Consider the following 26,503-nt stretch of genomic DNA (forward strand, 5'->3'; position numbering starts at 1 on the left):
CCGCGCAAGGCGCCCCGACCGAAGGACTTTCTCGTGAAGCACCGCACCACTGCAGGCCTGGCGGCCCTCGCCCTCGGCTCTGCCCTCGCCCTCGCCGGTTGTGCGAGCGACGACGCGCCCGACTCCGAGGCTTCGTCCGGCGCCGCCGTGTGCACCCCGGCCGCGGCTCCTGCCGAGGCCAGCAGCAGCCCCCTGCCGACGCCGTCGGCCGAGGACGTCGCCGCTGTCGAAGCGATCCAGGTCGCGGGCGACCCGGGCAGCGAGCCGACCGTGACGTTCACGCCGCCGCTGACCGTGACCGCACCGACGTCGCGTGTCGTCAACCCGGGCACCGGCGCCGACCTCGTGGACGGCCAGCAGGTCAGCATCCGGTACGTGGCGATCGCGGGCGCCGACGGCAAGAAGGTGTTCTCGAAGTGGGACGAGGGCCAGGAGCCCGAGACGTTCACGTTCGGCGACCCGAACTTCCAGCTCTTGAACGTTCCCCTCGAGGGCCAGAAGGTCGGCACGCGCCTGCTCCTCGCCAGCCAGGGTCAGGACGGCGCGTTCCAGGTCAGCCTGATCGAGGTCGAGGGTGCCAAGGACGTGGCCGAGCGCGCCGAGGGTGAGCCGGTCAAGCCCGAGGAGGGCCTGCCCACCGTCGAGCTCGCCGAGGACGGCGCGCCGACCGTGACCATCCCCGAGGGCTACGAGGCCCCGACGGAGCTCGTGTCGCAGACCCTCATCGAGGGCTCGGGTGCCGAGGTCTCCGCGGACCAGACGGTGACCGTCCAGTACGCGGGCTGCCTCCTGGACGGCACGTCGTTCGACTCCTCATGGAGCCGTGGCGCTCCGATGGCGCAGCCCCTCGACCAGCTCATCAAGGGCTGGGCCGAGGGCCTCTCGGGGCAGAAGATCGGCAGCCAGGTGCTGCTGGTCATCCCGCCGGAGCTCGGCTACGGCGACCAGGAGAGCGGCAGCATCCCGGCGAACTCCCCGCTCGTCTTCGTCGTGGACATCCTCGACGCCACCGGCGGCGCGTGACCTTGGGCACGCTCTGAGGCATCGGCCCTGATCAACAGGGTTGCGACGGCGGGTTCCCGGTTCCCGGGGGCCCGCCGTCGCCGTATCGTCATGCCATGACTTCACCCGAGGCCCCGGCGCCCGACGCCCCTCCCCTGCGGGAGGTCCTCACGTGGGAGATCTTCCCCGTCGCCGTCCGCGAGCTGGCCGTGCAGGTCGTCTCGAGCGGCTTCGTCCCTGACGTGGTGGTCGCCGTCGCCCGCGGCGGTCTTGTCCCGGGCGGCGCCATGGCGTACGCGCTGGGCACCAAGGGCGTGGGAACGCTCAACATCGAGTTCTACACGGACATCGGCCAGACGCTCGACGACCCGCGCGTGCTGCCGCCGCTCATGGACACGTCGGAGCTCCCCGGAGCGAAGGTGCTCGTGGTCGACGACGTCGCCGACTCCGGCCGCACGCTCGCGCTCGTCATGGACATGCTGGAGAAGCACGGCGCCGACGCCCGCTCCGCGGTGCTCTACACGAAGCCGCGGACGATCATCCAGCCGGACTTCTCCTGGCGGGACACCGACCTCTGGATCACGTTCCCGTGGTCGGCGGAGCCGCCGGTGACGGGCGTGCGCTCGATCGACGCGTAGGTTCCGGCTGGGGCGTCGGGCCCGGGCTGATCTCGGCCCTCCCTGATCCGGGTCACAGCTTGCCGTAGCGGTACACGAGACGGTGGCTCCCGACGACCTCCCGGAAGACGTCGGTGACGAGCGGCCCCAGCTCGGGCCACTGCCAGAACCAGAGGCCGAGGCTGGCAAAGGCGAAGCAGTTCTCGTACCAACGCCACTGGGGCAGGGCGACGTCATCCAGGCAACCGGGACAGGAGCTTGTCGCGGGTTCGCCAGCGATCCAGCCGTCGAGACTGTCGAGCAGCCTCTCTGCACCGGGGTCGAACCGGTGGGAGCACCGAGGGCACTCAGCCCAGTCGCAATCGCCCTGGGCCCCCCAGAACGCCTCCCGGGTCGAGATCACCCGCACACCGTCGACCCCCCTCGCCCACCCCGGGTCCTTGCCTGCGTCGAGGAAGCGTGGTCCTGGTTCGTGTCCCGGGTCACCGTAGGCGGCCCCGTCCACGATGTCGCGCAGGATGATGCCCCGTCGGACCAGCTGCTGCGTCAGTGCCGCAGCGAGCTGCGGCGCCTCCTCGGTGGTGGCGTCGACGTCGGCGATCCACTGGAAGTACGTTCCCATCGGCTTCCCTGTCCTGCGTCGGCCTCGCGGCACACCGTCGTCAGGCGGACCCTACCGACCTCCACGTCCTCCTGACGGAGGGTCCGCTTCGAGAACGCCATCAGGTAGTGCCTCGAGCCCTGAAGCATCACCTGATGGCGTTCTCGAACCTGACCACGCCGACTCCGGGCGGTGGGAGTGCTCAGCTTCCTTCCTGGACCTCGTAGATGGCGTCGGCCACCAGCCCGTGGGCCTCGCGGTGCACGGTGTTGGCGGCCTCGGGGCCCGGGGCCTCGACGAGGCAGAAGATCTGCCCCTTGGACTCGTCGACCCAGTAGCGCAGGTAGTTCACGTCGTGGTCGCCCTGGGTGGCGAGGTCGGCCTGGTGCGCCTTGGCCACGTCGTCCATGGTGACGCCGTCACCCAGCGAGTGGACATCCATGTACAGCGGCATGTCGGTTCCCTTTCGGCTGGTGCCGGGCCCGGTGGCGACGGCGACACCTCCAGGCTGTCCGACGACGCCGGGGCGGCGCATGGGTAGCCGCTACCCAGATGTGCGGTCGCCCGCTTCCATCAGCTCCGTACGGCGCCCGACGCCGAGCTTGGCCAGGACCGACGCCACATGGTGCTCGGCGGTGCGGCGGGAGATCACCAGGCGCTGGGCGATGGCGGCGTCGGTGAGGCCTTCGCGCAGCAGTGCCAGGATCTGCGCCTCGCGGGCAGTGAGCCCGTGCGCTCGGCGGCGCGCCTCCGTGATGCGTGGCGGCGCGCCTCCCAGGCTGCGCACGACGGCGCGGGCACGGTCCGCCGCCGCGGCCGCGTCGATCCGGACGAACACGATCACGGCGTCGGAGACCAATGCCGGCTCACCGCTGCGTGCCAGCGCGAGGCCTTGGTCGAACGGGCAGCCTGCCTGTCCCCACCAGGCGGCCGCCTCGGCCCACCGGCCGGCACGCTCGAGGGCGTACGGTTCGGCGACGCGGACGTCCACCTCGACGTCGGCCGGCAGCCAGGTCGCGACCGCACCCCTGCTCCACGGGCAGTCCGCCCGGGACACGAGCGGCCACGCCTCGGCCGCGGCGTCCGCCGCGTCCGTGCCGGCGATCCAGGCGCGGGCGCACAGGGCCGCCGCCGTCGGCGCGATCCGCTGGCTCTCCCCGGTCCGTCGGGCCATCTCGGCCGCCTCGTCGAGCAGCGCGGCCCCGCGGGGGTCCCCGGCACGGGAGCCGATGCTGCCCAGGACGAGGAGCGGTTCGAGCTGCGCCATGGCGGAGGCCTCGTCCCGGTGGGTGACGACCTGCTGCGCGACGGCTGCGGCGTCGTCGTGCCTGCCCTGGTGGAGGAGGAGCTCAGCGCGAAGCCCGAGCAGGTAGACCGTCCAGGAGTCGAGGTCGCGATCCACGCAGTACTCGTAGCCCTCCTCGAGGTACCGGGCGGCGGCGTCGAGCCGACGCTGGGCGACGGCGCAGGCAGCCAGGTTGTGCAGGGCACGAGCGGCCTGCTCGTGACGGTCCAGGCGCTTGGCCGCGGCCAGGGAGTCGGTGAGCATCGCCTCGCCCTCGGCCAGGTCGCCGGCCACGGCCTCCATCGTCCCGAGCGTCCCCAGGGCGTTGACCAGCACCTCCTCCCGCTCGGAGGACGGGGGCAGGATGTCGAGCAGCGCCAGGGTGCGCCGTCCCCACGTGCGAGTGCCCTCGAGGTCGGTACGCAGCATCTCGAGGCCGGCGCGGTGGCTGTAGGCCATCGCCTGGGCCACGGTGCCCGTGCCCTCCAGCAGGTCGATCGCCGTCTGCGCCTGAGCCTCGGCGACGTCGTTACGGCCGGCGAACCAGTGCAGCCGGGACTGGCACCGCCAGGCGTCACCGGCCCGCACGGTGTCGCCGAGACCCTCCCAGATCTGGCGGGCCTGAGTGATCGCCTCGATCGAGGCGTCGATACCACCGGTGAGGTAGAGCTCGTAACCCAGGTCCCACAGCAGGTTCGCCCGCTCGGACGGCTGAAGCGCGTCCGCGTGTGCCAGCGCGCGCCGGTACTGGCCGACCGCCTCCCGGTGCGACCCCAGCTCGGCCGCCCGCGCCCCCGCCACCCGTCCGTGCCGCACCACCTCCTCGCGGTCGCCCGCCGCCTCGGCGTGGTGGGCCAGCCACGCCGGGTCCGCGCCACGAGCGCTCAGGGCGGCGAGCAGCCTGCGGTGCACGTGCAGGCGTCGGCCCGCCGGAACCTGTGCAGCGACAACCTGGCGCGCCAGCTCGTGCCGGAAGACGACACCGTCTCCGGACGCCCGCAGCAGGCCGCGCTCCAGCGGCTCGTCGAGCGCGGTCAGCCCGGCGTTCAGCAGGTCGTCCACGACGTCCGCCTCGACCCGAGCGCCCGCGAGCGCCACGACCTCCAGCGCAGACCGCCCGACCTCGCCGAGCCGGGAGACCCGGCCCAGGACGGCGTCCCGCACGGTCGGTGGCATCGCGCCCGTCTCGTCCGCGAGGACCTCGGTGACAAAGAACGGGTTGCCACCCGTGACCTCGTACAGTCCCGCCGCGGACACGCCGTGCTCGGTCGCCAGCCGGTCGACCGCCGCCGGGGACAGGGGTCCCAGGTCGATGCGGCGGGTGCCGTCAGCCGAGGCGGTGTCGCCGAGCAGCAGCCGCAGCCCTTCACCTGCACCGGCATCCTCAGGCCGGTACGTCACCAGTACCAACGCCGCACACCGGTGAATCCGACGTGCGAGGTGCCGCAGCAGGTCGAGGGTTGCCTCGTCCGCCCAGTGCGCGTCCTCGAATACCAGCACGTACGGGCGAGACGTCGGCGTCCGCAGGGCGTTCACCAGGCGCGTGAACACCTCGCCGCGCGAGGCGTCCGGCGGCCACACCGACGACGGTAGGTCCGGAAGCATGTCTGACAACGGTCCCAGCGGGGGTGGCGTGGCCGACCCGTCGCACCAGCCCACCGCAACGTGCACGTCCGCATCGCGCGTGCACGCGTCCACGAACGTCGTCTTGCCGATCCCTGCCTCGCCGGCCACCCAGACCATCCGGCCCCGGGCAGCGGCGGCTTCGGCCAGGTACCCCGCCACGACGCGCAGCGGACCCTCCCGCTCCAGGAGCCCCATGGACCTGATGCTACGCACCATGCCTCCCGGGATTGCCCCTGTGCGGCGACTGGGTCCGCGCGAGCAGAGCACGCGTCATGGCCGGTGCCGTGCGGGGCGGCCGGCTTGGTCCGCGGGGAACCAGTAGACGTGGTCGGGATGCACGCGGATCCCGTACGACGACACGCGGACACCGTTGTGGTCCGCCATCGTCAGCCCAGGCACGTCCACCAACCGCGCCCCGACGGCGAAGATGGGGGCCCAGGCCTCGAACCTGTCGGCGGGCTCGAGCCGGCCACCCAGCACGGGGTCGTCGAGATTCGTCGCCACAAGGCGGGCGACGACGACCCCGGCATCGTGCAACGTCCACACGATCGGATCGACGATCTTGGCCGGCAGGTTGTCGAGCTCTTCGCAGATCACGGCGAGGGCCTCGTCGTGATCGTCCGCTGTCCGCCAGGAGCCCCACGGGGCCCACGCGTTCCACAGCTCGTCCGGTGCAGGTACGAGGACCTGGATGCGGCCGGTCGGCACGGCCGCGGCATAGTCCCTGCGGATCAGGAAGATGTCACGTGCAGAGGCGGTGTCGTCCGACCAGAAGCGGATCACACCCATGCTGCAACCTGGAGACAGGTCCCTGGTCCGCGGTTCGACAGAGAGCAGGTCGAGAAGCGTGGCCGCCCACTGTGTGCGGTCGTCGAGCCGTACAGCCGCCCAGGACGCCTCGTAGTCGACCACAGCCGGACGATACCGGAGGGCCACCTCCCATCGACCAGCGGACGTCCGCTTCGAGAACGTCCCGAAGTACTGCTTCCCGCCCTGAAGCATCACCTGATGGCGTTCTTGAGGTACCAGGTTGCGCCGGGCGGCGGGCCTCAGCGGCGCGTCACTCTCCGAGCACCCTCGCGAGGTCCTCGGCCGTCGTCACCGGGCGGTCGCACACGAAGCCCCGGCACACGTACGCGGCTGCCCGCCCGTCGACGAGCGGGCGGTCGGCGAGCAGGGGCACGCCCGGTGCGTCCGGCGTTCCGACCTCAACCACCAGCCCGGCCGACGACGCGCCGCGGGCCACACGTGCGAGCGCGGCCCGATGGTCGTCGTCGTGCCCTACGACGGCGACCTGCAACGGGCCCGTGACCAGGGCCTCCGCGAGGGCGAGCGTCCAGCCGGCGAAACGTGGCGCCTGCCGGGCCAGCTCACCCGCCGCGGCAACGGCCGCCTCGGCGGCCTTCCGGTGCCGGGGCGAGCCGGTCAGCGCGGCGTAGGTGCAGAGCGCACCGGCGAGCGCTGACTGTCCCCCGGGCTCGGGACCGTCGGTCGGATCCTTCGGCCGGCTCACGAGACGCTCGGCGTCGTCGGCCACGTCGAAGAAGCCGCCCGCTCCATCGCCGAACCGGGCCAGCGCGACGTCGAGCAGGTCGCCCGCAGCCTCGAGCCAGCGCGGCTCCCCCGTGGCCTGGTGCAGCGCGAGAAGTCCCTCGGCAAGGTCGCCGTGGTCGGCGGCGACGCCGGGCGCCGCACCGACCACGCCGTCGCGCGACACCCGGCGCAACCGACCGTCCACGACGTGCACGCGCAGGAGGAGGTCGGCGCAGCTCCGCGCCGCGTCCAGGTATCGCGGCACGCCGAGCAGGGCGCCCGCCTCGGCGAGGGCGGCGATCGCCAGCCCGTTCCAGGCGCTGACCACCTTGTCGTCACGGGCCGGCTGGGGTCGCGTGGCCCGGGCCTCGGCCAGCCGGGCCCGCGCCCCGGCCCACCAGCCCGGCTCGGGGTCCTCGCGCAGCTGGAGGGTCGAGGCGCCCTGCTCGAACGTGCCCTCGGGCGTGACGGACAGGAGGTCTGCCGCCCGGGCGCCGTCGGCCGGCCCGAGGACGTCCGCGAGCTGTTCGCGGGTCCAGACGTAGGTGAGCCCCTCGTCGCCGTCGGTGTCGGCGTCAAGCGCGGAGGCGAAGCCTCCTTCGGACGTGCGCAGGTCCGCCAGGAGGAAGTCAGCGGTCTCGCGGGCGACGCGCTCCGCGAGCGCCGAGCCGGTCGCGCGGTACAGGTGCAGGTAGGCGCGCAGGAGCTGGGCGTTGTCGTACAACATCTTCTCGAAGTGGGGCACCACCCAGGCGGCGTCGACGGCGTAGCGCGCGAACCCGCCTGCGAGCTGGTCGTAGATGCCGCCCCGGGCCATGGCCTCGCACGTGCGCTCGACGAGGCGCAGCGACTCCGGGTCGCCCGTGCGGGCGTGGTGGCGAAGCAGGTGCTCGAGCGTCATCGAGGGCGGGAACTTGGGCGCTCCGCCGAACCCGCCCCGGGCGAGGTCGGCGTCTCGCGCCACCAGACGCGCGGCACGGTCGAGCGCAGGCGCGTCGAGCGCGTCGGGTGCCTTCTGAGCCAACCGCGACGACCCGCTCGCGATCGCGTCGACGATGGCCGCCCCCTGCTGCACGACGGCGTCCCGGCGCTCCGCCCACGCCTGCGTGATCGCGTCGAGCAGCGCGAGGAAGTGCTCGCGCGGATAGTAGGTGCCGCAGTAGAACGGCTCGCCGTCGGGAGTCAGGAAGCACGTCATGGGCCAGCCGCCCTGCCCTGTCAACGCGGTCGTCGCGGCCATGTAGACCGCGTCGACGTCGGGACGCTCCTCCCGGTCGACCTTGACCGCGACGAAGCGGGCATTGATCGCCGCGGCCACGCCGTCGTCCTCGAACGACTCGTGCGCCATGACGTGGCACCAGTGGCAGGCCGCGTAGCCGACGGACAGCAGGACCGGTACGCCGCGCCGCCGGGCCTCGTCGAACGCGTCCTCGCCCCACTCCCGCCAGTCGACGGGGTTGTCGGCGTGCTGGAGGAGGTAGGGGCTCATCGCCGCTGAGAGACGGTTCGGCATCTCACTAGCGTCGCACCGATGGCGGTCCGGCGGTGCCGTCGCGGCGTAGCTCACCGGGTGAGGACAACAAGCGCGGCCGTAGCCGATGCGGCGGCGATCGCGATTGCCACCACGATGCGCGTGCGTTTCCGCCAACCAGCTCCGAGCACCAGGCTCGCACCGACGACGCCCAGTCCGAGCAGCGACCCGTAGACCAGTCCTCCGTACTGATACCCGACGCCCCACGAGACCCATGCGGCCGTTGCGAGCGCAGCGATCACACCCGTCACCCACGGGGGAGCTCTACGCCCGAGAGTGCGGTAAAGCCCGCGATCCCGAGCGTCGCCAGTGCAGGCGGGACCGCCCAGATCAGTACTGAATAGCCGACGAACACGAGCCCCGGCAGGCCTGGCATCCTCCAGGCAGCGTCGGCAGCGACCACCAGGACGACGGCGAGCGACGACACCAGTGCGCGACGCATGGTCGTAGCCGCGTGGCTCGTCCACGCTGATCTCGCTGCGTTCGGTATATCTGAGGTGGGCGCCGCCACGTGCATGACGCTACTCCGTGTCCCAAACCTGTCCAGGTGGTCAGGCAGAATCCGTGGCATGAGCAGCGATGACGTGATCGACGGCGGTCCGGGCTGGCACATCGACCCCGCCACGTTGCTCCCCGTGCTCGACAACGAGGACACCTTCCGTGCGGCGAACCCGAGCGATCCGGCGCTCGACGTCCTCGTCGCGCTCTGGTCGGGGAACCCGGACCGCGCGGCACGCCTCCTGGAGCCGCTGGTCGTGGCCGACCCGTCGTGGCGCCTGCAGGCCTTGGCGGCTGACGTGACCCGAGACCGTGGCGACACCGCCACCGCCGTCAAGATCCTGGAATCCCTGCACCACCAGCATCGGCACACGACCCGCGGAGCGGTGCTGGTCCAGCACCTGGGCAAGGCGCACTTCGTAGCCGGGGACCACGCGCGGGCCGCGGCATACTTCCGGCGAGCGCTCGACCTGCGGACCACCGCAGGGGCCGACGACGCGCTCGTCACCTCCTCACGACGAGCCCTGGACCGAGCCCTGGACCTGGTGGCGCCATCGTTCGCCCACGTCCGCGACTGGGGATGGGGCGTCGCGTTCCGGCAGGACTCTGTCGAGGGCGAGATCCCGGACGTCGACACCAGCGATGCCGTGACCGTCACCCCGCTCGGGCTCGGTATCGGGGTTCGCCACGGGCAGGACTGCGACTGGCAGGCCGGGGAGGAAGGCCCGGCGCTCGTCACCATCCGCCTGGACAGGCCGGGAGCTTTCACGCCTCCTGAGCGGGCTGTCGTGGTCGACGTCGTGCTGGAGACCCCGAGCCTCTCGCTGAGCCTCGGCGACGCCGAGGACGAGATCCTCCTCCCGGTCTCGGGCGCCCGCACCAGGGTGGTGATCAGCCACGTCGACAACACCTGGCACCAACCTACTGAGGTGTGGATCGACCTCCACCCGGTGGGGTGACCGCTGGGTCGACCCTTCTACGAACGGCTCGGGTTCACACCCGCCGAAAGCCGAGCTCTCCTTCAGCCGGTCGGCGGGAGACTTCAGAAGCTGCGCATCCTCGATGAAGCGTTCCGCTTGGTCCAACTCAGGCGACAAGGGGCGGCACCCGGAGACCACCAACGACTGAGGCCGCGTACTCGAGGGCCGCGACAAGGTCCTCGCGGGACAGTTCGTCGTACTCCTGGAGAAGCTCCTCGTAGGTCTCGCCAGCAGCAAGCAACTCCAGAATGACCTGCACCGTCACCCGCGTTCCACGGATCCGGGGCCTACCGTGCGCCACGCTGGGGTCCATCGCGATCCGGTTCGGGTGCGACGCTTCAGCAGCCATGTCGCGAGTGTTCCACGCGTCCCGCATCGGAGCCAGGGAGGGACCACACGTGCTCCGGTCTGCGCCCGACGGGCGTAGCCCGCGGATAGTCAGCATCGCTCACCGGGAAGCCAGCCGGGCCCGGAGGGCATCACACTTGCGGCAGACTTCGGAAACGTCGAAGAAGGAGGCCTCGTTGGAAGCCCGCCCTCAGATCGTGTGCCTGTGTGGCTCAACCCGGTTCGCCCCGGAGTTCCGCGAAGTGAATCGTGATCTCACCCTCGCGGGGACGATCGTCGTCGCACCCGCTGAGTTCAAGCACGCCGACGAGATCACCGACGAGCAGAAGGCTGCGCTCGGGGCACTGCACCTCGCGACGATCGACCTCGCCGACCGCGTCATGGTGGTCAACCCAGGCGGGTACATCGGGGAGTCCACGCGACGTGAGATCCACTACGCACACAAGACCGGAAAGCCGGTGGAGTACACCGACGCACCCGACAGCGCCGTCAACCCGTGAACACATTCACTGGCAAGGCGCCCCTCCCGATTTCCGAACGGAAGGACCAGCACGTGACCCAGGCCAGCGGCCTGCCGACGACGGCCGCCCAGGCGGAGCCGATCCTCTCGAACCTGCCCGGCTCGTTCCCGGAGGGGGTTCTGCTGCGGCGCCATCCCGACATCGTGGCGACCGTCCGGCGTCTCGTGCCCTTCCCACGCGCGGTACAGGAAGCGGTCGACGGGCTGCTGGCCACGCTCGACGGCGCGATCCCGGAGCTTCCCGAGGACGCCCACGACGCGACATTGTGGCGCGACTCCGCCGCCGGCTACGTCGGGCAGCGCTGGGTGGACGTGCCGTTCCTGTGGGCCGAGTCGTACTTCTACCGGCTGCTGCTGGAGGCGACCGGCTACTTCCAGGATGGCCCGTGGCGCGGTGTGGACCCGTTCGCCCCGCAGAAGCTCGCCGAGCTCGACTCCTCCGAGCTGGCCCGTGACCTGACCAACCTCGACGCGCTCGTGGATGCGCCACCGGCAGAAGGGCTGCTCGCGGCGGTGGCGGCCTCCCTGTGGGGCAACCGTGCCGACCTCGGATTCCGGCTCTCCGATCCGTCCTCGACCGCCCGCGATCAGGTCGACGACCTCGTCGCCGACGACTCGGCCACCCTGTGGCGGCTCCTGGATTCGGAGCCAGGGACGGTGCACCTGGTCGCCGACAACGCAGGCCGGGAGCTCACCGCCGACCTCGTCCTGGTCGACCGCTTGCTGGCGACGGATCGCGCGTCAACAGTGGTCTTGCACCTCAAGCCGCACCCGTACTACGTCTCCGACGCGACCGTGTCCGACCTACTGACGGTGCTGCGGCGCCTCACCGCTACACCGGGGGCGGCGGCAGGGATCGCGGCGCGGCTGCGGGCAGCACTGGCGACCGACCGCCTCCAGGTGCGCGCGCACGAGTTCTGGTGCACCCCCGGCACGTTCCACGAGCTGCCGACCGACCTGGTCGACGAACTGTCCGGCGCGGCCGTCGTGATCGTCAAGGGCGACCTGAACTACCGTCGGCTCGTCGGCGACCTGCATTGGGACCCGACCACGCCCTTCGCCGACGTCGTGGCGTACTTCCCCGCCCCCGTCGCCGCCCTGCGGACCTTGAAGTCCGACGTCGCGGTCGGCGTCACACCCGACCGGCTCGAACGACTCGAGAACGCCACACCGGGCTGGCGCACCAACGGCACTCACGCGGTGATCCACGTCAGAGACTGACAACCAACCCCCAGGGCAAAGCCCGTCCGCACCGCACGCGCACCCCCGGTGCTGCGCTCGTCCGGCCGCTGAGAGCTGGCTCCTTATCGTCCGACGTATCCCAGGTGCTGCTCGTTGTAGCGGTCGCCGTGGACGCCGATGCGTCGGGCGAGTGTGTCGAGGTCGGCGCGCTCGTCGGCGGACAGGGCGACCTGGGTGGCGGCGGCGTTCTCGCGGATGCGGGTGGTGCGGCGCGTGCCCGGGATCGGCACGATCCACGGCTGCTGGGCGAGCAACCAGGCGAGGACGACCTGTCCTGGGGTGACGCCCTTGGCCGCAGCGAGCTGTGCGACGTGGTCCACGATCGCTTGGTTCGCGGCCCGGTTCTGTTCGCTGAAACGCGGGATCGTTGCCCGGATGTCCCCGTCGCTGAACGTGGTGCCGGTGGCGACGGTTCCGGTGAGGAAGCCCTTGCCCAGCGGGCTGAAGGGCACGAACCCGATCCCCAGCTCCCCCAGGGTGGGAAGCACCTCGGCCTCCGGATCGCGGGTCCAGAGCGAGTACTCGCTCTGCAGTGCCGTGACGGGGTGGACAGTGTGCGCGGCACGGATCGTGGCGGCGGACGCCTCCGAGAGGCCGAAGTGCCCGACCTTGCCCTCGATAATCAGCTCGGCGACGGTGCCGGCGACGTCCTCGATCGGCACGCCGGGGTCCACACGGTGCTGGTAGAACAGGTCGATCCGGTCGGTACGCAGCCGTCGTAGGGATGCCTCCGCGACGCGGCGGATCTGCTCCGGCCTGCTGTTCAGTCCGACGGTCTTGCCTGCTCGGATGTCCTAGCCGAACTTGGTGGCGATCACGACCTGGTCGCGGAGCGGTTCGAGGGCTTCGCCGACGAGCTCCTCGTTGGCATACGGGCCATAGGACTCAGCGGTGTCGATGAACGTCACCCCCGCCTCGATCGTCGAGCGCAGCACCGCGACCATGTCCTCGCGGTCGCCCGGGTTGGGCCCGTAGCTCTGCGACATGCCCATCGCGCCGAAGCCGACCGCCGAGACCTGAAGACCCTGCCCGAGGGTTCGGGTGTGCATGATCAGTCCCCCCTGGGTCACGGTGTGGGCAGTGGTGGAGCCGTTCCACACTACGGCGCGGGGACCTCGACGCCCGCGAGGTCGAGCGGTAGTGATGATCCTTCACGCGCTCCACGTGTCACGATGTGATTTCCGCCCTAGCGGCGGGGGCCAACACGTGGTGAACTGGTCCCATCGGAGCCCGTTGGTGGGGTTGCCGGGACCAGCCGGAACTGGGAAACCAGATCCCTCCATCCTCGAGGTGGAGTGCGGCCCCCGGAATCCCTCCAACGGGCTCCGGTGTTGCTAGGAGTGGAGTTCAGGCCACCAGACGCGATCACACAAGAACGCAGACTGCCCGTAGACCTTGATCCCGAACCCCAAGAGCCTGCCGTCGGTGCTTCGCCGGATCTGGTGACGGTGCTGGAGAAGCATCTCGGCGCACAGCATGTCCTGAGCATCCCCGACGAGCGCAGCCCGGAACATGCCCAGGTAGATGTCCGCCAGCTGGATCCCGTCGTACTCGTCCGTGCCATGCCACTTAGGCGGCCAGTACAGGTGCTCCCAGGGCACGGACCCCTGGTCGCGATCCCGGGTGCCGCTCAAGTACGCCTGGCTTCGCGCATGGTCCATACCCTTGACCGCACCAAGGCGGACTCGAGCTACTCGCGCTCCGCCCGTCGAGCCGCGCGTCTCGTGGGCGACGCGTTCCAAGAGCAGCCACGTCATCCAGTGGTAGAACATCTCGCCGTCGGCGCGCATAGCAGCACTGGCGCGAAGCGTCGGCTTGTGTGCGACGACATAGATCACCCGCAGGTCCGGGATTGCTGCAACCAGGTCTGATGCAAGGCGTCTCCGCAGAACGCGCTTTGCGCCAAAGTGCTCGGTCCAATGGAGCGGCTTGTTCGTCCCGATCTCCTGTCTAAGACCTCCGATGACGACCCGGACGTGAGCAGCAGATTCCCACGGGACCAAGACCGCCCCCATCGCGAACCAGTCGCTCGACGTCGTCGAGAATCCTCGGTCACCACTCTCGTCGACGTAGACCTCGACCTGGGGGAGGCTGGCAAGCTCACCTGGCGTGAACGGAGGGATGACGCTCGAGGGGGACGAGGTCGCAGCACCAACGAGATCCATACCTGAGCCACGCTCCGTCTTGTCAGACGCGTCGACGCGACGCGGGTAAACATCGTCTCCTAGATAGAGGAGATCGGCATTGCAGCGAGCGGGAGGTTGCTGACGCCGCAGGGGTCGTGTCCCGGAAAGAACACGACCCCTGCGTCGCCGATGGTGCCCTGTTAGCACTCCAGGATCAGAAGTCCCAGTACTTGCCCGGAGGGTTTGGGAGGGGCGGAATCCTGCGGATTCGCGGTCTCGCCGTGGGCGGCGTGCCCTCTGCGTGCCACTTGCACTGGGCGCGGTCCGACTAGTTGCTGCCGACCTGAACTCGCGGCATCAGGTTACGCTTCAGCCGCCGTCTGCACCCGTCAAGCATCGATCGTCCGGCCGGGAGAGCTCGGAATGCGGGTCCCGTTGGTTCTGGGTTTAGCATCGGGGGCGTTCCACCTGGGTGCCGTACGGCGGCGACGACGTTCGTACAACCCGATCCGTCTCCATGAGCGTGGTACCGACAACGACCTCGCGAGACCCCAACCACATCACAGGTCGACGTCACGCGTCTATGGATACCGACGCCAGAACCTGACTCAGTGGCCCGACGAGCGCCTCCCAGGAGTAGGTAGACCGCACCAACCCGAAGGCGTTGCGGCGGCGCCTCAGATCCTCCGACGGCTCAGCGATGATCTGGCGAAGGGCGGACACATACGAGTCAATGTCCTCGGCCTCCAGATAGTGGACACCAGGATCTGCGGCGATCCCCTCCATCCCCTTCGCCGTCGATATCACCGGGCACCCAGCCGCGAACGCCTCGAGCACCTTTAGCCGGGTGCCCCCGCCGCAATCGAGGGGTACCAGGAGCACCGAGTCCTTGAACAATGGCCGGGCGTCGGCGACGTTCGCGATCAGTTCCACCGGGCTGACCGAAGCCGCCTTGGTGAGTTGTTCGGGCGGGCGTCGGCCAGCCACCTGAACGCGCATACTGGGGAATTCCTCCGCGATCGCGGGGCCGATCCCTTCGATGATCTCCAGTGCAGCCCGGGTGTTTGGAAAGTAGTCCAGGACACCCAGGAAGAAGCAGGAGCTGGGTGTGAAGTGGTGCTCCTGCGGCATGCTGGCCGGCACGACGACCGCATTCGGCACCACCTCCACGCGACGCTCTCCGTATCGCCGGATGAAGCGTTGAAGGTCCACCGCAGACGGCACTGTAACCGCGTCAGCCGACTCGACCATGAACCGCTCGACACCTTCCATTCCGGTCCACTCATCGGCGTCATCCGCGCGCAGCAACGAGTAATCTGGATGGGCCATGATCTCCTGCTCCAAATCGGCCTCAGCATTATGAAAGTCGATCAATAGCGGTGCGTCGGAGTGCTCTCGGACGGCCCGGATATACTGGTGTGTCGGAACGTGGCTGAGCATCACCGCCGCGTACTTGGAGCCGTCCAGTAACTGGCCAAGCGCGACCTCAGCGATGCCGCAATACGGCCACGGGCGTTCAGGGTTGCAGGGATCGGTGCCCGACTGAACGCATCGGTTGCCGCAACCCTTCAGCTCTCGAAGATCGGCAATTGACAGGACGTCGGCCGGGAACAACCGGCGTAACGCAGAGACCAATCCGGCCTGCCGGAGTTCGGCTCCACCCTCGGCAACTCCCTCGTCGTAGCGCGCCAACAGAATCAGAAGGCGTGGGCCGTCTTCCGCTCGCGGATCCTGGCGGAGCACCTTATCGAAGCCGAACGGTTTGGATTTCATGCTCAATGATTCACCCCATTGGTATCAGTTTTACTCCACGATTTCTGATTGGCTGCGAGCCATTGACCTACCGAAAGCGCCGATTCGAACGCCGACAGTTGGGGGTCGATCGACACGCCAATCGCTATCCCGCGGCCAACGGTGTCCAGCATTGGGAAATCGTTATATCGGTCACCGAAGGCGACCGCCGTACGTGGGTCGATCCCGGCAAAGTCGAGATCGCGATGAACCGCGTGACCCTTGGAGGCGCTTGGGGCCATCACCTCGACCGGCCCACCCTCGCTTGGCCGACAGGAATAGGTGACGGTCACCCCCGGGTCGACGGCCTCCGCGACGCGAGCGAGTTCGCGGGCATTGAGCACCGCGCTGCGGCAGAGCAATTTGGTCACAAGGCTGCGATAGCCGAACAGATCATCAATGCCACCGCAAAGGGCGGCCGGGTCTGTGTCGGTCGCGGGCCACCAGGCATACTTGGGCTCGTGACCAAATGTATTCTCGAATTCCGTTGCAAACACCACCGTGGGATCAATGGCCCGCAGCTTCACTGCGAAGCGCAGGCCCCGATCGGCGTCAAGTGGAGCGACGATGTTCAACTGGCCAGCAGTGAAGCAAGACGCGCCGTTTGACGTGAAGATCGTCGTAAACAGCGGCCACAGCTCAGCGGGCATATCCCATAGGCAGCGCGAAGGGCGGCCGGTGATCAGCAAGGTCCGGATGCCTTGAGCTCGCACAGCGCGGAGCATGTCGACGTCCTCCGACAGGACGACGTTACCGGTTCTCACGAGTGTGCCGTCCAGGTCGCAGACAACCGCGTTGATGACCCTCACGCTTTGTGCTCCTTTTGAAGGGTGGCCGCGCGCCCGATGCACAGGACCGCGCCTCGCACAGTGCCGTACAACGCGGCGCCGACCGCACCGTGACGCAATCCCAAGGCCAAGACCTTGCATGCCTTGCGCAACTCATGTGCGAAAGACAACCGTGGCAAAACTCCGAGGCGTTCGCCCATTGCTTGACCGGTGCCGTATGCCCACACGCTGCGAAGGTCGTCCCGCAGGCTGAGCGGCTTATGCCATATCACCGCGTCCGGCGCAGCACAGACCGGGATACCGGCCCGGCGCCGTCTGAGCTCGAAGTCTCGATCTTCGCGCCATGCAAGCCGGGAATCGAAGTGGTAACCGCCCATCTGTCCCACCACCTCGATCCGGTAGAGCAGTGGCGGGCTGTAGGCGCTCACTTTGTGGGTTAGCACGGGGTCCTCGGTAAGTCGGCGCGCGCTGGCCACCAACCGCGAAACGGCGTTGTTAGATTCGAAGCACACCCTGCCCTTGACCACATCAGCGTCGGCGCTCCTGGCCATCAGGCGAGAGATCGCGCCGGGTTCAAAAACACAGTCCGAGTCCATCAGGACAATCCACGGCGTACTGACATGGTCGATCGCGTGGTTGTATGCCCCACCGATTCCCTTGCCGGCGCGGCTGAGCACCGCGATCCGGGGCGTGGCTTGGGCGTACCTGCGCAGCGCATCGAGGAACCAGGGCGGCGAGCCGTTGGCCGACACGATCACGCGGCACGGCAGGTCAATGGACGCCAAGCACCGGAAGATCAGCGGATCGTCGCACACGGGAATCACAACGGTTATCCGTTCGGTGTCGGCCGCCCTCATGAGACAGCCTCTTCGAAGCGCAGGACGATCGCACTGGCATCCACGGCCGTCACTACGTCATGCACGTCGAAACCAGTTGCGAACTTGATAGAACCGCGCCGGGCCAGCTCCGTCTGCACAGTGAGCCGACCCTGCCCGACGGTGGCCGAAACGGATCCGTCGAGCAGGACCGCCGCGACCACGTCCCAAATCGGTTCCCGATCCCGTGCGGCTCCTCGCGGCGATCGGCTCTCAAGATCGTCGAGTGCTTTGCCGAAGGGCGTCGGCGCCCGCCGAATCCTCTCGACCTCGGCAATCCCCAGCCGTGGTTCTACGGTCACGTCGAGGGGCACAACCGTGACCCGTGCCCAGGCCGATCCCAGGCACACCCGCAGCGCGTCCGGGTCGGCGAACGCGTTGAACTCGGCCACGCCGGTCACGTTGCCGGTGTGGAGGGCTCCGCCCGAGAACCACAGGTGGTGTCGACTGAGCACGGCGGAGTCGAGCATCGCCACCGCCCGCGCAATATTCGTGACCGGGCCGAGCGCCAGTACGTCGCACGCCGGTGAGGCTTCTAGAAACGCGGCGAGTTCCGCCGCAGCAGGACCATCGTCGGGTGATTCCCCCCAGAAGGGATCGTTGGCGACGTTGAGCGAGGCGAGATAGATGTCAGCGGGCAACGACGTGATCGCCTTGCGCAGTTCCTCCCGCTGTTGATCGTCCCAACGCAGTGGTCGCTCGGCGCCCACTGCCACCGGAATGCTGTGACCGAGCGCATGGGTGAGTTCACGCGCTACTCTGGCCGACACTCGCGCCGTGGAGTTGCCGAACACCGTCGTGATCAGGCTAGGCACTCGGCCAGCGCCAACGAGGTAATAGAGCGCGAAGGCATCGTCGTTGAGTTCGGTGGCATCGGTGTCAACCACCAGGTCACGCACCATTCGCGCCTCCCATCGTCAGCCAGTACTCAAGCGCCTGTGAGTAGCCCCGACCAAGGGGTGCCAGTGCCTCGACTGCCTGCCGTGGCGGCAGAGTGGTTACCAAGACAACTTGCTCGGCGCCCGGTGGATTGGTTGGCGGACTCACGAACTCTCCATGCACACTGCCCCACAGCCAGGACTTCAGTGGAAAAGGGCAATGTGGCCGATAACGCATTGAGTGATAGGACACGCCGCAGTGCGCGGCGAACCAGTTTGGCTCCCCGTCCACCCTGAAGCCGGCCTCCTCGAGTAACTCCCGACGTAAGCACCCGTCGACGGTCTCCCCGGGCTCCCGCGTACCGCCGGGCAGAAAGATCCCGCCCTCTGCCTGCGCGCAGACGACCACGCGGTCGTCCACCAGTGCGATGGCCCGAACGCTCTGCACGATTTCGTCAGGTGGGCGCTGATCCGTGAACCGCACGACAGTCTGCGCCCAGTCCCAGTCCTCCAGGAATCCATGCATGGCGGCTACCACAGCCGATCGGGCCTGAAGGACAAGGCCAAGCTCGTCCGGTACGTGATGAACGACTCCGCATAAGAAACACCGACGGCGGCACCACGCAATGCGTCAGACCGTTCGATCGAGCTCATTGATCGCAAATGAGGCTCCGGCTTGACCTGCCGGTGATAGCACTCGATGGCGGCCTGCTTCGAGCTGTAGTGCGCGGTCACGTCAACCGAACAGGTCGCAGGCTCCAGTTCCGAGCTCCATGAGTCCTCCGGGCATTGATACCCGAGAACCACGGGCGGTGAATAATGGCCGGTTCCGCGGTTACGACACGCAGCAAACGCGGCCTGATGCACGATCTTGTGGTCTTGATGGAAGGCGCCACGGGCGGGCAACAGAACAACCTGAGGCCGGACCCGGTCGATGGCGATCGGTGAATCCTCCTCCAGAAACGCAACTAGTTCGCGAGATCAGAGTGCAGTACGCTTTGGTAGTCGGCTTTCTCGTACATGACATGATGGTCGGCCACGCCGAGCTTCTTGCAGGCTCGGGACAACTCCTCGCCGCGTTCGGCCGGCAGGATTACTGTGTCGGGCCCGCCTGTATTGATCGAGTGCTGCGCGATTACCTGAACAAAGACATCCACACCTGACGCCGCTAGTGCGGCTACTGTACCGCCACAGCCAAAGGTCTCATCGTCAGGATGAGGTGCGACGACGAGCGCGCTAGCTCTGGTCATAGTCCCTTGCTCCCTAGAACTGTCGGCAATGCAAGTACCACGTAACTGAGCGGCCGGATCAACCTGATGTCGGAGCGTGGACGTCGGCCGGGCACACCGTCTGGGATTCGCCGGTCACCGGTAGTAAGCATTGAGAGGTATATTTCAACTAGGTGGCTGGAGCCCCAAGTCGCCGCCGCACATCCGCCCCCAAAGCGCACATTCACCTCGGTGAAGCGGACTCCGTCCCACTCCAAGAACCCCTGGACACAGGAAGGCCCCCGGACATCCAGTGCCTGCACGAGGTCAGCTACCGAATTCGTAAGCTGGTCGTCATGGAATGTCTCGCTGACGGTCGACATGCCCGCCCGTGTCCGCAACCGCTTGCGGAGTACCACCATCGGCGAGCCCGATCCGGTGTAGAGACAATCGGCCGAAAACTCCTGTCCGACCAGCACCTCCTGGATCAGCCCGTCCGGGTTGCGGGCCATCCACGCGTCCAACTCCAGGCGGGACAAACAGAGCACAGCATCGGTTCCGCCGCTGCCAACTCGCCGCTTTACAAAAATGCCGGAGCTCGGGAAATCCCGGCACACGTCACCATAGTCAAGAATCCTCGGTGTTCTGAATCCTCCGATGCGAGCCACCCGCTCCGTGAACGAGAACTTATCCAGACAGATGTTCACCGTGGATGTGTCCGGCGTCCACACGGTCAACCCCGCCAGCGCGATGGCCTCCGATTCGGAAGCGGCATAGCGGACCTCAGCGTCGGTGTTGAGGCTGACCACCGTTGTGCCAAACGCCGCGGCCGCCTCGGCAAGCACGTTGAGATAGCCGCGCCCCTCCGCAGCAAGGGGCACGACCGACGCCCGGTCCGGTCGCATCAGGAGCGCGGGACACAGCGGATCTGCATCAGTCCAGAGCACCTCGTATCCGTACTGCTCGGCTTGGAGAGCCACGGCGTAGCCCGAGGCACCGCCGGTGCCGGTAACGACGATTCGCCCGCGCTCGCTACTCACGCCAATCGCCTTCTTCGACGATTTTCATGACCCGTTGCCGGTATGTGTGATCCGCGTCCTCACGAGGATTATTGACAAGGCAGCCCTCGTCTAGAAAGAAGCGCACACCACGGCCCATCTCTTGTCCGCGCCGCGTGTGATTGTCCAGGGCCCAGTCCGGAATAAATGGGCGACGATCCTCTTCGTCCATGGCATGCACCAGCCACATGCACAGTTCGTCAGTTGTGCGATCCTTTGGCGCCTGACATAGGTAACGCACCGCATGGGCCAGGTAGACCCAACCGTCTCCAGACTCTCTATCCTGACGGAGACATTGTGTACGCAGAGTTTCGACTATGACTGGGGCGGCGAACAGATCGTCAGTGACATCTGAACAGGCGATCGTTGTGAGCCGATCCCATAAGTGGTAAGTTAATTCTTCGCTCGTCGCGAACATCTCCCGGGCGACAAGTGCGGCCACATCGAGATTACCTCGACGAATGTACTTCTGCAGCGCAGAAATGAGTTCATCGCACGGTATACCGTGCAAGCTGGTGGTACTTGCCCAGGGGTCGTTCTGCCATCTGTTAACCGGAATCGGAATCACTCCCTTGCTAGCAGCGGCGCCATTAACGTGGCGAGTGTCGTTTCCCCGGCACGCACGGCCGAGACTGTTAGGTTCTGGAGCCGCCCAGCCCATTGCCCAGTCTCCCAGAGGTGGAGCGTGAAACTTTCGGCCAGTTCGTCGGAACGCAATCCTCCATTTTCCGGCGATCGGTAGAGCCGCTCGGTATCCTTTCGCCGCCAGTGCACGGGATAGAATGCCGAAGGGTGCAGTACCTCGACCTCACTCGGGTGCCTGTCCGCCAGAAACAGCGGGTACCGAGTCGACAGTTCACCCCAATGCTCGTCGCGGCCGGTCGAACGGAACCCGAACCAATCCGACGTTCGCGGGTCGTAGCCAGCAATCCAGCGAGACAAGAAGGGTGCCTCCGGTGCCGCGAGGATGACTGCTGGGCAGATGGCGATATGGTCCTCCATGCCGACTACGACGCCGTGCGATCTCAGCAGCGGCTCGAAAGACTGAAGGGTAATGACGTCGAGGTCGAGAAAGACGCCGCCCCGTTCCTCGAGAACACTCAATCGAATGGCATCGGCCTGGTGTGCAGGATGGCGAAACCGAGAATTGAACCGCTCTTCTGGAACCGTCGCCGGGATAATCCGCGCGAGTTTCTCTGCGCGCTGCCACCAATAACCACCAGGGATCGTAGTCGCATGAATGAGGATCTCGCTTGCACGGCCGTAATGATATGCGGCAGCGACGGCACAGTAGTGCAGCAGCGAGAAGTCAATTCCGGTACCGTCGGGCGGTGAGGTATAGGCGAAGTGAACGACATTGGGCACGACCATTGCTACCCCCTGGTTCTGGTGGCCAGCGTCCTCGCTTGACCCTACCGCTCAGTCCCGCCGGGATCAAGCATATCCGACTTATCGGTTATACGGCCTTCGCCGCCCTCAGCGGGTCAGGCTCCGGTCCGTCGCGAGGGCTTCACAATCGGCGCTCCCTCGTGGCCCAGGCAGCCGGCCAGTTCACACCTGGAAACAGTTGCTGGTCGGCGATATCCATGGCTAGGCTCGCGACATAGCTCCCTCAGGGCTGGAGCGCTCGACGTCCGACTTTCTACCGACCCCCTTGCCCTGCGTGGTCGGTGAGGAGTCGTCGTGCGTTCCCCCACCTTCGGTTCTGAGCCAGTCATCTCGGCGCAAGGCCTCAGCAAGCGGTATGACTTCTATCGCCAACCTCAAGGGTTCCTGAACGCCCTGCGGAGTCTGGTCAGCCGGGAGCTGACCAGTGTTCAGGCGGTCGTCGGCCTCGACCTGACCGTCGAGCGCGGCGAGATCATCGGCCTGCTCGGGCCGAACGGTGCCGGCAAGACGACCATCGTCAAGATGATGAGCGGCCTGCTGGTGCCGAGCGCTGGTGAGCTTCGCGTGTGCGGGTATCGGCCGGCGGCTCGCTCCTATCCGTTCCTGTCGCAGATCTCGGTGATCTTCGGGCAGAAGGCGATGCTCTGGTGGGACGTGTCGACCCGCGAGTCGCTGAAGATCCACCGCAGCATGTACGAAATTCCGCGGACCGAGTTCGCTACGACCGTGGGCGAGCTTGGTGAACTTCTGGGCATCGCCGAGATCCTGGACACGCCCGTCCGCAACCTGTCTCTCGGCCAGCGGATGCGGTGCGAGCTGGCTCTGGCGCTGTTGCACCGGCCCACGCTGCTGTTCGCCGACGAGCCGACCATCGGGCTGGACGTCCAGGCAAAGCTGGTTGTGCGCAGCCTCTTCCAGGAGATCAACCGAGCATTCGGCACCACGATCGTCCTGACCAGCCACGACATGGCCGACGTCGAAGCGCTAACCGAACGGGTCGTCATCGTCACGGGAGGACGGGCGACCTTTGACGGCGACCTCGCCGACCTCCGGACGCGTGCTGATCTGCCGAAGGAGGCGGTCTTCACCTACCGCGACGGCCGCATCGAACGAATGCCGATCGGTGACGAGCCGATCGGCACGCTCGTCCAGACCGCGGCGCGATCCGGCGAGCTGGTCGACGTCAAGGTCGTCGAACCAGGACTCGACGAGGTCATGTCCGCGGTGTTCAGTGAGAGCACGGTGCGGCCATGAGCGCGCACACCGCACGGCGTGCCGGCTCGGTGCTCCGCAGCCTGGTGGGCCAGGAGCTCCAGATGATCGCGCAGTACCGTTGGTGGCTCGTGGCAATGCAGGCGAGCGTGGTCGCGGTGCCGCTGATCTCGCTGCTGGTGTGGCGTGGGGCGATGGCGAACGGCGCGGAGCCACCGGTCACCCGCGACTACCTCACCACCTATCTCGTCCTGGTCAGCCTGGTCACCATGCTGACGTCGAGCTGGACGGCCCGGTTCCTGGCCGAGAGCATCCGCCTGGGACACCTGAACGCCTGGCTGGTCCGCCCCTGCTCCACACACCTGGCCGCGGTGGCCAACAACGTGTCCGAGAAGCTCGCCAAGCTCGCAACCCTCCTGCCGCTGGTTGCCATCCTGGCGGTCCCCTTCCACCGCGATATCGAGCTGCCCGCTCATCCCGGACGCTGGCTCCTGTTCCTCTGGGCACTGATCATGGGCGCCACGATGATGTTCTGCTTCGACGTCATCGTCGGCTCGCTGGCCTTCTGGTGGGACGACGTCGCGGCAATGGACCGCTTCCGCCAGCTGGCCGCCTCCTTCCTGTCGGGCGCGCTGATCCCGCTGTCGGTCATGCCCGCCGCCTGGGGCCCGTTCCTGCAGGTCCAGCCCTTCGGATACGCCGTCGCGTTCCCCATCGAGACGCTGCTCGCACCAGACGTCACGACGTTGGGAACCGGACTGGCAGTCCAAGCCGCCTGGGTCCTCCTAGCGCTGGTCGCCGCCCGATTCGTCTGGGTCCGTGGCCTGCGCCGGTACAGCGGGGCCGGAGCATGAACGCGCGGACCGCACGCGTCACCATCCTGGTCTGGCTGAACCTCTTCCGGCAGGCAGTCATGCGAGACCTCCAGTTCCGCTCCCAGGCGTGGCTCCACCTGTTCGCCGGCATCGGCGAGCTGATCGTCGGCATCCTTCCGGTACTGATCCTGACGACCTACGTCCGAACCGACTCGGCTCGTCCGGAGGCCGCCGTCCTCACGGTCGGGGTCTTCGCCATCACCACCGGGCTGATGGACTGCTTCGTGACGCCCGGCCTGCGGCGGTTCGACTCGGCGATCCGCAAGGGCGAGCTCGATCTCGCGCTCGTCAGGCCGGTGCCCACCTTCTTCTACGCGGTGCTGCGCTGGATCCAGCCCACCGAACTCGGGCGGTGCGTGAGCGGGACGGCCATACTGGTCGTCGCCGCTTCCACCTTCGACCTCGGGCTGGGACCGGAAGGCGTACTCGCCATGATCGCCTGGGCCTTCGCCGGGACGATTGCCTACTGCGCCTTCTGGGCCGACCTGACCCTGCTCGCCTTCTGGGTGCGCTCGATCGAACCTGTCAACGACCTGGCCGCCGCCTGGCGAGGCGCCGGCCAGTACCCGCGCCAGTTCTTCCCGCGAACAATGCAGATCGTGCTCGTCTCGTTCGCGCCCGCCGCGTTGATCGGCTCGTTCCCCGCCGAACAGCTCCTGGACCCGACCGCGGGCCTCGTGCTCGCCCCGGCCGTCGTCCTCGTGTCGTGTTCTCTCACCGCGCTCATCTGGCAATTCGGGTTGGTCCGGTACAACAGCGCAAGCAGCTGAGGGCCTTGGGCACGGGTCTCGTGCGATCTTCATCGGCTCGGTCGAGCCATGGGCGTCTCCTTCCTGCCCACGTTGTGACCGCCACGAGTTCTGCTACTGCGCATGGCTCTCGGACCTCTCAAGCCGAGGTTCCCGAGCGTCCCCGCTGCTCACAGGGACACTCTCATCCGCCCAGAGCCACCCTGACGCCCCTGCATGAAAATCGATCACATTCTCAATATCCTCACGTTGGGCGCGCAACAATGAGTTGAACGAGCGCAGGATAGTCTTCACCTATCATGAATTCTTCCAACTCAGCCAGCACCCGCTCCGGGTCAAAATCTGGAGAGCCGCAAATCTCTTCCGAAACCCCCTCCTCGATGAGAAACCCGGCATCGATCAGCTTCTGCCACAGACGAATGTTAGTTCCGAATCTGTTCGAAGGCTTGCTGGTGAAGGGGGCGACATTTGGGAAGAGATCGACCGTGAGAATGAGGCGTCCGCCCACCGTCAACAGCCGGTGCGCGCCCGCAAGAATCTGGTCGACTTCAGGGTCACTGAGGTGCTCAAGGGTCGAAACGCAGAGAACGGCGTCGAATGAGTTGTCAGGCAACTCGACATCCGCGAGACGGCTTCGGTGGTGGACAACCCTCGTCTCAAGCATTCGATTGACAGATTCAAACCACTCAGCCTCAATCGAGAACCCGGCCTCACCAGGGTCAACGTTAACTACCGTCGCGCCCTCAGATGCGAGCGCAAACTGAAGTCCTGACAAACCGCCGCCGATTTCGAGGATAGTCTCGGCGCCGATTTTGCGAAGTTGGTCGTACGCCCACGGATACTCTAGGCGCCGGTTCGTGGAGTTTAGCTGCATCGCGAACGGGCCAAACCGTCGGACAAGTTCTACCCCGCCGCCGCCGCCGTAGCGGCCCTGATATTCACTTACAAGTTTCCAATGTGCGTGGGATCTCTCGATGCCGTGACCAAATGGAGCACCCCAGGTCTCGTTCCATGCAGCGTACTCGTCGGAGAGCCAGCGACGTCCGATCAATGGGTCACACATCCTTCCATGTAGGGATGACGGAAACATGGTTCAAACAACTCGAGGCAGATTCGCGCCCAGTTCTTGACCAACTCAGACTTGGGTTTGCAACACCTCGGCTGGTTGCGAACCGCCGGATTCAGGGCTGGGCTTGGTCGTGCCAGGCCATGGGGCTGCCCGCGAGGGCGGCGTCGGCGATGCGTGCGGCGAAGGTTGTGCCGAGTCCGGCGCGTGAGCTGTCGATCCATTTCTGGACGTACTGGTGGCCGGCGGCCCGGTACTCCAGGGCCTGGAGGAGGCATTCGAGCTTGTCGGCGTCCTTGGCGCACCGGGCTTCGAGCGTCTCTTGCGCCTCGTACTCGACGACGGCTTCGCTGACGGTCTTGGCGGCGGCGTCGGGCAGGTAGGCGACCTGGTCGCGGGTGATGGTCTCGTTGTTCGCCTTGCCGAGGTAGGGACGAGCCGAGTGCGGGAGGTCGGTGATCCGGGTCTCCTGCGAGTCGTGCCACAGACCGAGATACGCGGCGCGCGCGGGGTCGGCGCCCTCCTCGGCCGCGATGAGAGCGGCGAGCTGGGCCACGCGGAGGCTGTGCTCGGCGACCGACTCGGGGTCACGCACACCGGCCTGCCACCACCCGGCACGACGCAGACGCTTGAGCACACCCATCTCATGGGCGAAGTTCGCGACGCTCGCAGCTTCCGGGTCGGTCACGTGGTCGGTCATGCGGG

At 67.3% G+C, this 26,503-nt stretch carries 28 protein-coding genes and 1 pseudogene; 8 read left to right on the forward strand and 21 right to left on the reverse strand.

All coding sequences use genetic code 11. From position 1 onward, the window contains the following. Positions 1-33 precede the first annotated feature (33 nt). Together D1350_RS04350 and D1350_RS04355 are read left to right on the forward strand one after the other, a co-directional pair. The gene (locus tag D1350_RS04350) at positions 34-1,023 is read left to right on the forward strand and encodes an FKBP-type peptidyl-prolyl cis-trans isomerase (RefSeq protein WP_125774272.1); all 990 of its coding nucleotides are present in this window, start codon (positions 34-36) and stop codon (positions 1,021-1,023) included. Positions 1,024-1,118: 95 nt separating this feature from the next. Further along, the gene (locus D1350_RS04355) at positions 1,119-1,640 is read left to right on the forward strand and encodes a phosphoribosyltransferase (RefSeq protein WP_125774274.1); all 522 of its coding nucleotides are present in this window, start codon (positions 1,119-1,121) and stop codon (positions 1,638-1,640) included. A gap of 52 nt (positions 1,641-1,692) precedes the next feature. Here D1350_RS04355 and D1350_RS04360 read toward each other — a convergent pair whose 3' ends face one another. From D1350_RS04360 to D1350_RS04390, 7 genes are all read right to left on the reverse strand, one after another. Beyond that, the gene (locus tag D1350_RS04360) at positions 1,693-2,241 is read right to left on the reverse strand and encodes a hypothetical protein (RefSeq protein ID WP_125774276.1); all 549 of its coding nucleotides are present in this window, start codon (positions 2,239-2,241) and stop codon (positions 1,693-1,695) included. Positions 2,242-2,422: 181 nt separating this feature from the next. Next, positions 2,423-2,674 carry a DUF4242 domain-containing protein gene (locus tag D1350_RS04365; protein ID WP_125774278.1) on the reverse strand — a complete coding sequence of 84 codons (252 nt, stop codon included), beginning with the start codon at positions 2,672-2,674 and terminating at the stop codon, positions 2,423-2,425. Positions 2,675-2,764: 90 nt separating this feature from the next. Further along, positions 2,765-5,326, reverse strand: coding sequence for an ATP-binding protein (locus D1350_RS04370; RefSeq protein ID WP_240643877.1), 2,562 nt, complete (start codon positions 5,324-5,326; stop codon positions 2,765-2,767). 75 nt (positions 5,327-5,401) lie between these two features. After that, positions 5,402-6,043 carry a hypothetical protein gene (locus D1350_RS04375; RefSeq protein WP_125774282.1) on the reverse strand — a complete coding sequence of 214 codons (642 nt, stop codon included), beginning with the start codon at positions 6,041-6,043 and terminating at the stop codon, positions 5,402-5,404. A gap of 148 nt (positions 6,044-6,191) precedes the next feature. Next, a complete protein-coding gene (locus D1350_RS04380) occupies positions 6,192-8,177 on the reverse strand; it encodes a thioredoxin domain-containing protein (RefSeq protein WP_125774284.1) in 1,986 nt (661 codons plus the stop codon). Positions 8,178-8,227: 50 nt separating this feature from the next. Next, the gene (locus D1350_RS04385) at positions 8,228-8,437 is read right to left on the reverse strand and encodes a hypothetical protein (protein ID WP_125774286.1); all 210 of its coding nucleotides are present in this window, start codon (positions 8,435-8,437) and stop codon (positions 8,228-8,230) included. A 5-nt stretch (positions 8,438-8,442) separates the two neighbouring features. After that, positions 8,443-8,637 carry a hypothetical protein gene (locus D1350_RS04390; RefSeq protein ID WP_125774288.1) on the reverse strand — a complete coding sequence of 65 codons (195 nt, stop codon included), beginning with the start codon at positions 8,635-8,637 and terminating at the stop codon, positions 8,443-8,445. Positions 8,638-8,764: 127 nt separating this feature from the next. Here D1350_RS04390 and D1350_RS24045 point away from each other — a divergent pair, with 127 nt between their 5' ends. Continuing rightward, positions 8,765-9,652 (forward strand): tetratricopeptide repeat protein, encoded by an 888-nt coding sequence (locus D1350_RS24045; protein WP_206074419.1) that lies wholly within the window; start codon positions 8,765-8,767, stop codon positions 9,650-9,652. A gap of 127 nt (positions 9,653-9,779) precedes the next feature. Here D1350_RS24045 and D1350_RS04400 read toward each other — a convergent pair whose 3' ends face one another. Beyond that, positions 9,780-10,022: a DUF433 domain-containing protein gene (locus D1350_RS04400; RefSeq protein WP_125774290.1), complete on the reverse strand. Its 243-nt coding sequence runs from the start codon at positions 10,020-10,022 to the stop codon at positions 9,780-9,782. 241 nt (positions 10,023-10,263) lie between these two features. On the opposite strand from D1350_RS04400, the gene D1350_RS04405 reads away from it, so the two are divergent. Beyond that, positions 10,264-10,521, forward strand: coding sequence for a hypothetical protein (locus D1350_RS04405; protein ID WP_338068133.1), 258 nt, complete (start codon positions 10,264-10,266; stop codon positions 10,519-10,521). Positions 10,522-10,574: 53 nt separating this feature from the next. Then, positions 10,575-11,762 carry a damage-control phosphatase ARMT1 family protein gene (locus D1350_RS04410; protein WP_240643878.1) on the forward strand — a complete coding sequence of 396 codons (1,188 nt, stop codon included), beginning with the start codon at positions 10,575-10,577 and terminating at the stop codon, positions 11,760-11,762. Positions 11,763-11,845: 83 nt separating this feature from the next. Here the strand turns inward: D1350_RS04410 and D1350_RS04415 are convergent. From D1350_RS04415 to D1350_RS04465, 11 genes and pseudogenes are all read right to left on the reverse strand, one after another. Then, positions 11,846-12,832: pseudogene (locus tag D1350_RS04415) on the reverse strand (aldo/keto reductase). 285 nt (positions 12,833-13,117) lie between these two features. Further along, on the reverse strand, positions 13,118-13,948 hold the full coding sequence (locus tag D1350_RS04420; RefSeq protein ID WP_125774294.1) for a DUF3800 domain-containing protein: 831 nt from the start codon (positions 13,946-13,948) through the stop codon (positions 13,118-13,120). Positions 13,949-14,482: 534 nt separating this feature from the next. Next, entirely contained in the window at positions 14,483-15,682 is a 1,200-nt protein-coding gene (locus tag D1350_RS04425; RefSeq protein ID WP_125774296.1) for a glycosyltransferase, read from the reverse strand. A 2-nt stretch (positions 15,683-15,684) separates the two neighbouring features. After that, a complete protein-coding gene (locus D1350_RS04430) occupies positions 15,685-16,509 on the reverse strand; it encodes an HAD-IIB family hydrolase (protein ID WP_164545022.1) in 825 nt (274 codons plus the stop codon). Then, positions 16,506-17,345 carry a glycosyltransferase family 2 protein gene (locus D1350_RS04435; RefSeq protein ID WP_125774300.1) on the reverse strand — a complete coding sequence of 280 codons (840 nt, stop codon included), beginning with the start codon at positions 17,343-17,345 and terminating at the stop codon, positions 16,506-16,508. The genes D1350_RS04430 and D1350_RS04435 overlap by 4 nt, the downstream gene beginning before the upstream one ends. Beyond that, on the reverse strand, positions 17,342-18,265 hold the full coding sequence (locus D1350_RS04440) for a nucleoside hydrolase (RefSeq protein ID WP_125774302.1): 924 nt from the start codon (positions 18,263-18,265) through the stop codon (positions 17,342-17,344). The genes D1350_RS04435 and D1350_RS04440 overlap by 4 nt, the downstream gene beginning before the upstream one ends. Continuing rightward, positions 18,255-18,767, reverse strand: a complete 513-nt coding sequence (locus D1350_RS24860) for an NUDIX domain-containing protein (RefSeq protein ID WP_125774304.1) — start codon at positions 18,765-18,767, stop codon at positions 18,255-18,257. Before D1350_RS24860 ends, D1350_RS04440 begins: the two co-directional genes overlap by 11 nt. 442 nt (positions 18,768-19,209) lie before the next feature. Then, positions 19,210-19,491: a PIG-L deacetylase family protein gene (locus D1350_RS04450; RefSeq protein ID WP_125774306.1), complete on the reverse strand. Its 282-nt coding sequence runs from the start codon at positions 19,489-19,491 to the stop codon at positions 19,210-19,212. Beyond that, positions 19,488-20,489, reverse strand: coding sequence for an ATP-grasp domain-containing protein (locus D1350_RS04455; RefSeq protein WP_125774308.1), 1,002 nt, complete (start codon positions 20,487-20,489; stop codon positions 19,488-19,490). Before D1350_RS04455 ends, D1350_RS04450 begins: the two co-directional genes overlap by 4 nt. Continuing rightward, positions 20,482-20,949, reverse strand: coding sequence for an AAA family ATPase (locus D1350_RS04460; RefSeq protein WP_125774310.1), 468 nt, complete (start codon positions 20,947-20,949; stop codon positions 20,482-20,484). Before D1350_RS04460 ends, D1350_RS04455 begins: the two co-directional genes overlap by 8 nt. A gap of 122 nt (positions 20,950-21,071) precedes the next feature. Then, complete coding sequence (locus tag D1350_RS04465; RefSeq protein WP_125774312.1) at positions 21,072-21,878, reverse strand: glycosyltransferase; 807 nt, start codon at positions 21,876-21,878, stop codon at positions 21,072-21,074. A 312-nt stretch (positions 21,879-22,190) separates the two neighbouring features. Here D1350_RS04465 and D1350_RS04470 point away from each other — a divergent pair, with 312 nt between their 5' ends. From D1350_RS04470 to D1350_RS04480, 3 genes are read left to right on the forward strand one after another with little or no spacing between them, the layout of a single operon-like run. After that, positions 22,191-23,150 (forward strand): ABC transporter ATP-binding protein, encoded by a 960-nt coding sequence (locus D1350_RS04470; protein WP_206074420.1) that lies wholly within the window; start codon positions 22,191-22,193, stop codon positions 23,148-23,150. Continuing rightward, positions 23,147-23,962 carry an ABC transporter permease gene (locus D1350_RS04475; protein WP_125774314.1) on the forward strand — a complete coding sequence of 272 codons (816 nt, stop codon included), beginning with the start codon at positions 23,147-23,149 and terminating at the stop codon, positions 23,960-23,962. The genes D1350_RS04470 and D1350_RS04475 overlap by 4 nt, the downstream gene beginning before the upstream one ends. Further along, positions 23,959-24,753 carry an ABC transporter permease gene (locus D1350_RS04480; RefSeq protein ID WP_125774316.1) on the forward strand — a complete coding sequence of 265 codons (795 nt, stop codon included), beginning with the start codon at positions 23,959-23,961 and terminating at the stop codon, positions 24,751-24,753. Before D1350_RS04475 ends, D1350_RS04480 begins: the two co-directional genes overlap by 4 nt. Before the next feature lie 223 nt (positions 24,754-24,976). Here D1350_RS04480 and D1350_RS04485 read toward each other — a convergent pair whose 3' ends face one another. Continuing rightward, complete coding sequence (locus D1350_RS04485; RefSeq protein WP_164545023.1) at positions 24,977-25,783, reverse strand: class I SAM-dependent methyltransferase; 807 nt, start codon at positions 25,781-25,783, stop codon at positions 24,977-24,979. 130 nt (positions 25,784-25,913) lie between these two features. Beyond that, entirely contained in the window at positions 25,914-26,498 is a 585-nt protein-coding gene (locus tag D1350_RS04490; protein ID WP_125774320.1) for an HD domain-containing protein, read from the reverse strand. Between the last annotated feature and the right edge of the window lie 5 nt (positions 26,499-26,503).

The sequence above is a fragment of the Antribacter gilvus genome (assembly GCF_003946865.1).
GTDB classification, from domain to species: Bacteria; Actinomycetota; Actinomycetes; order Actinomycetales; family Cellulomonadaceae; genus Antribacter; species Antribacter gilvus.

Coding starts and splice junctions, on each gene's coding strand:
- D1350_RS24860 (WP_125774304.1), bottom strand. CDS start 18,767: ATGCATGGATTCCTGGAGGACTGGGACTGGGCGCAGACTGTCGTGCGG.
- D1350_RS04450 (WP_125774306.1), bottom strand. CDS start 19,491: ATGACCAGAGCTAGCGCGCTCGTCGTCGCACCTCATCCTGACGATGAG.
- D1350_RS04390 (WP_125774288.1), bottom strand. CDS start 8,637: ATGCGTCGCGCACTGGTGTCGTCGCTCGCCGTCGTCCTGGTGGTCGCT.
- D1350_RS04370 (WP_240643877.1), bottom strand. CDS start 5,326: ATGGGGCTCCTGGAGCGGGAGGGTCCGCTGCGCGTCGTGGCGGGGTAC.
- D1350_RS04475 (WP_125774314.1), top strand. CDS start 23,147: ATGAGCGCGCACACCGCACGGCGTGCCGGCTCGGTGCTCCGCAGCCTG.
- D1350_RS04355 (WP_125774274.1), top strand. CDS start 1,119: ATGACTTCACCCGAGGCCCCGGCGCCCGACGCCCCTCCCCTGCGGGAG.
- D1350_RS04480 (WP_125774316.1), top strand. CDS start 23,959: ATGAACGCGCGGACCGCACGCGTCACCATCCTGGTCTGGCTGAACCTC.
- D1350_RS04365 (WP_125774278.1), bottom strand. CDS start 2,674: ATGCCGCTGTACATGGATGTCCACTCGCTGGGTGACGGCGTCACCATG.
- D1350_RS04420 (WP_125774294.1), bottom strand. CDS start 13,948: ATGGATCTCGTTGGTGCTGCGACCTCGTCCCCCTCGAGCGTCATCCCT.
- D1350_RS04425 (WP_125774296.1), bottom strand. CDS start 15,682: ATGAAATCCAAACCGTTCGGCTTCGATAAGGTGCTCCGCCAGGATCCG.
- D1350_RS04380 (WP_125774284.1), bottom strand. CDS start 8,177: ATGCCGAACCGTCTCTCAGCGGCGATGAGCCCCTACCTCCTCCAGCAC.
- D1350_RS24045 (WP_206074419.1), top strand. CDS start 8,765: ATGAGCAGCGATGACGTGATCGACGGCGGTCCGGGCTGGCACATCGAC.
- D1350_RS04360 (WP_125774276.1), bottom strand. CDS start 2,241: ATGGGAACGTACTTCCAGTGGATCGCCGACGTCGACGCCACCACCGAG.
- D1350_RS04465 (WP_125774312.1), bottom strand. CDS start 21,878: ATGGTCGTGCCCAATGTCGTTCACTTCGCCTATACCTCACCGCCCGAC.
- D1350_RS04490 (WP_125774320.1), bottom strand. CDS start 26,498: ATGACCGACCACGTGACCGACCCGGAAGCTGCGAGCGTCGCGAACTTC.
- D1350_RS04400 (WP_125774290.1), bottom strand. CDS start 10,022: ATGGCTGCTGAAGCGTCGCACCCGAACCGGATCGCGATGGACCCCAGC.
- D1350_RS04440 (WP_125774302.1), bottom strand. CDS start 18,265: ATGGTGCGTGACCTGGTGGTTGACACCGATGCCACCGAACTCAACGAC.
- D1350_RS04435 (WP_125774300.1), bottom strand. CDS start 17,345: ATGAGGGCGGCCGACACCGAACGGATAACCGTTGTGATTCCCGTGTGC.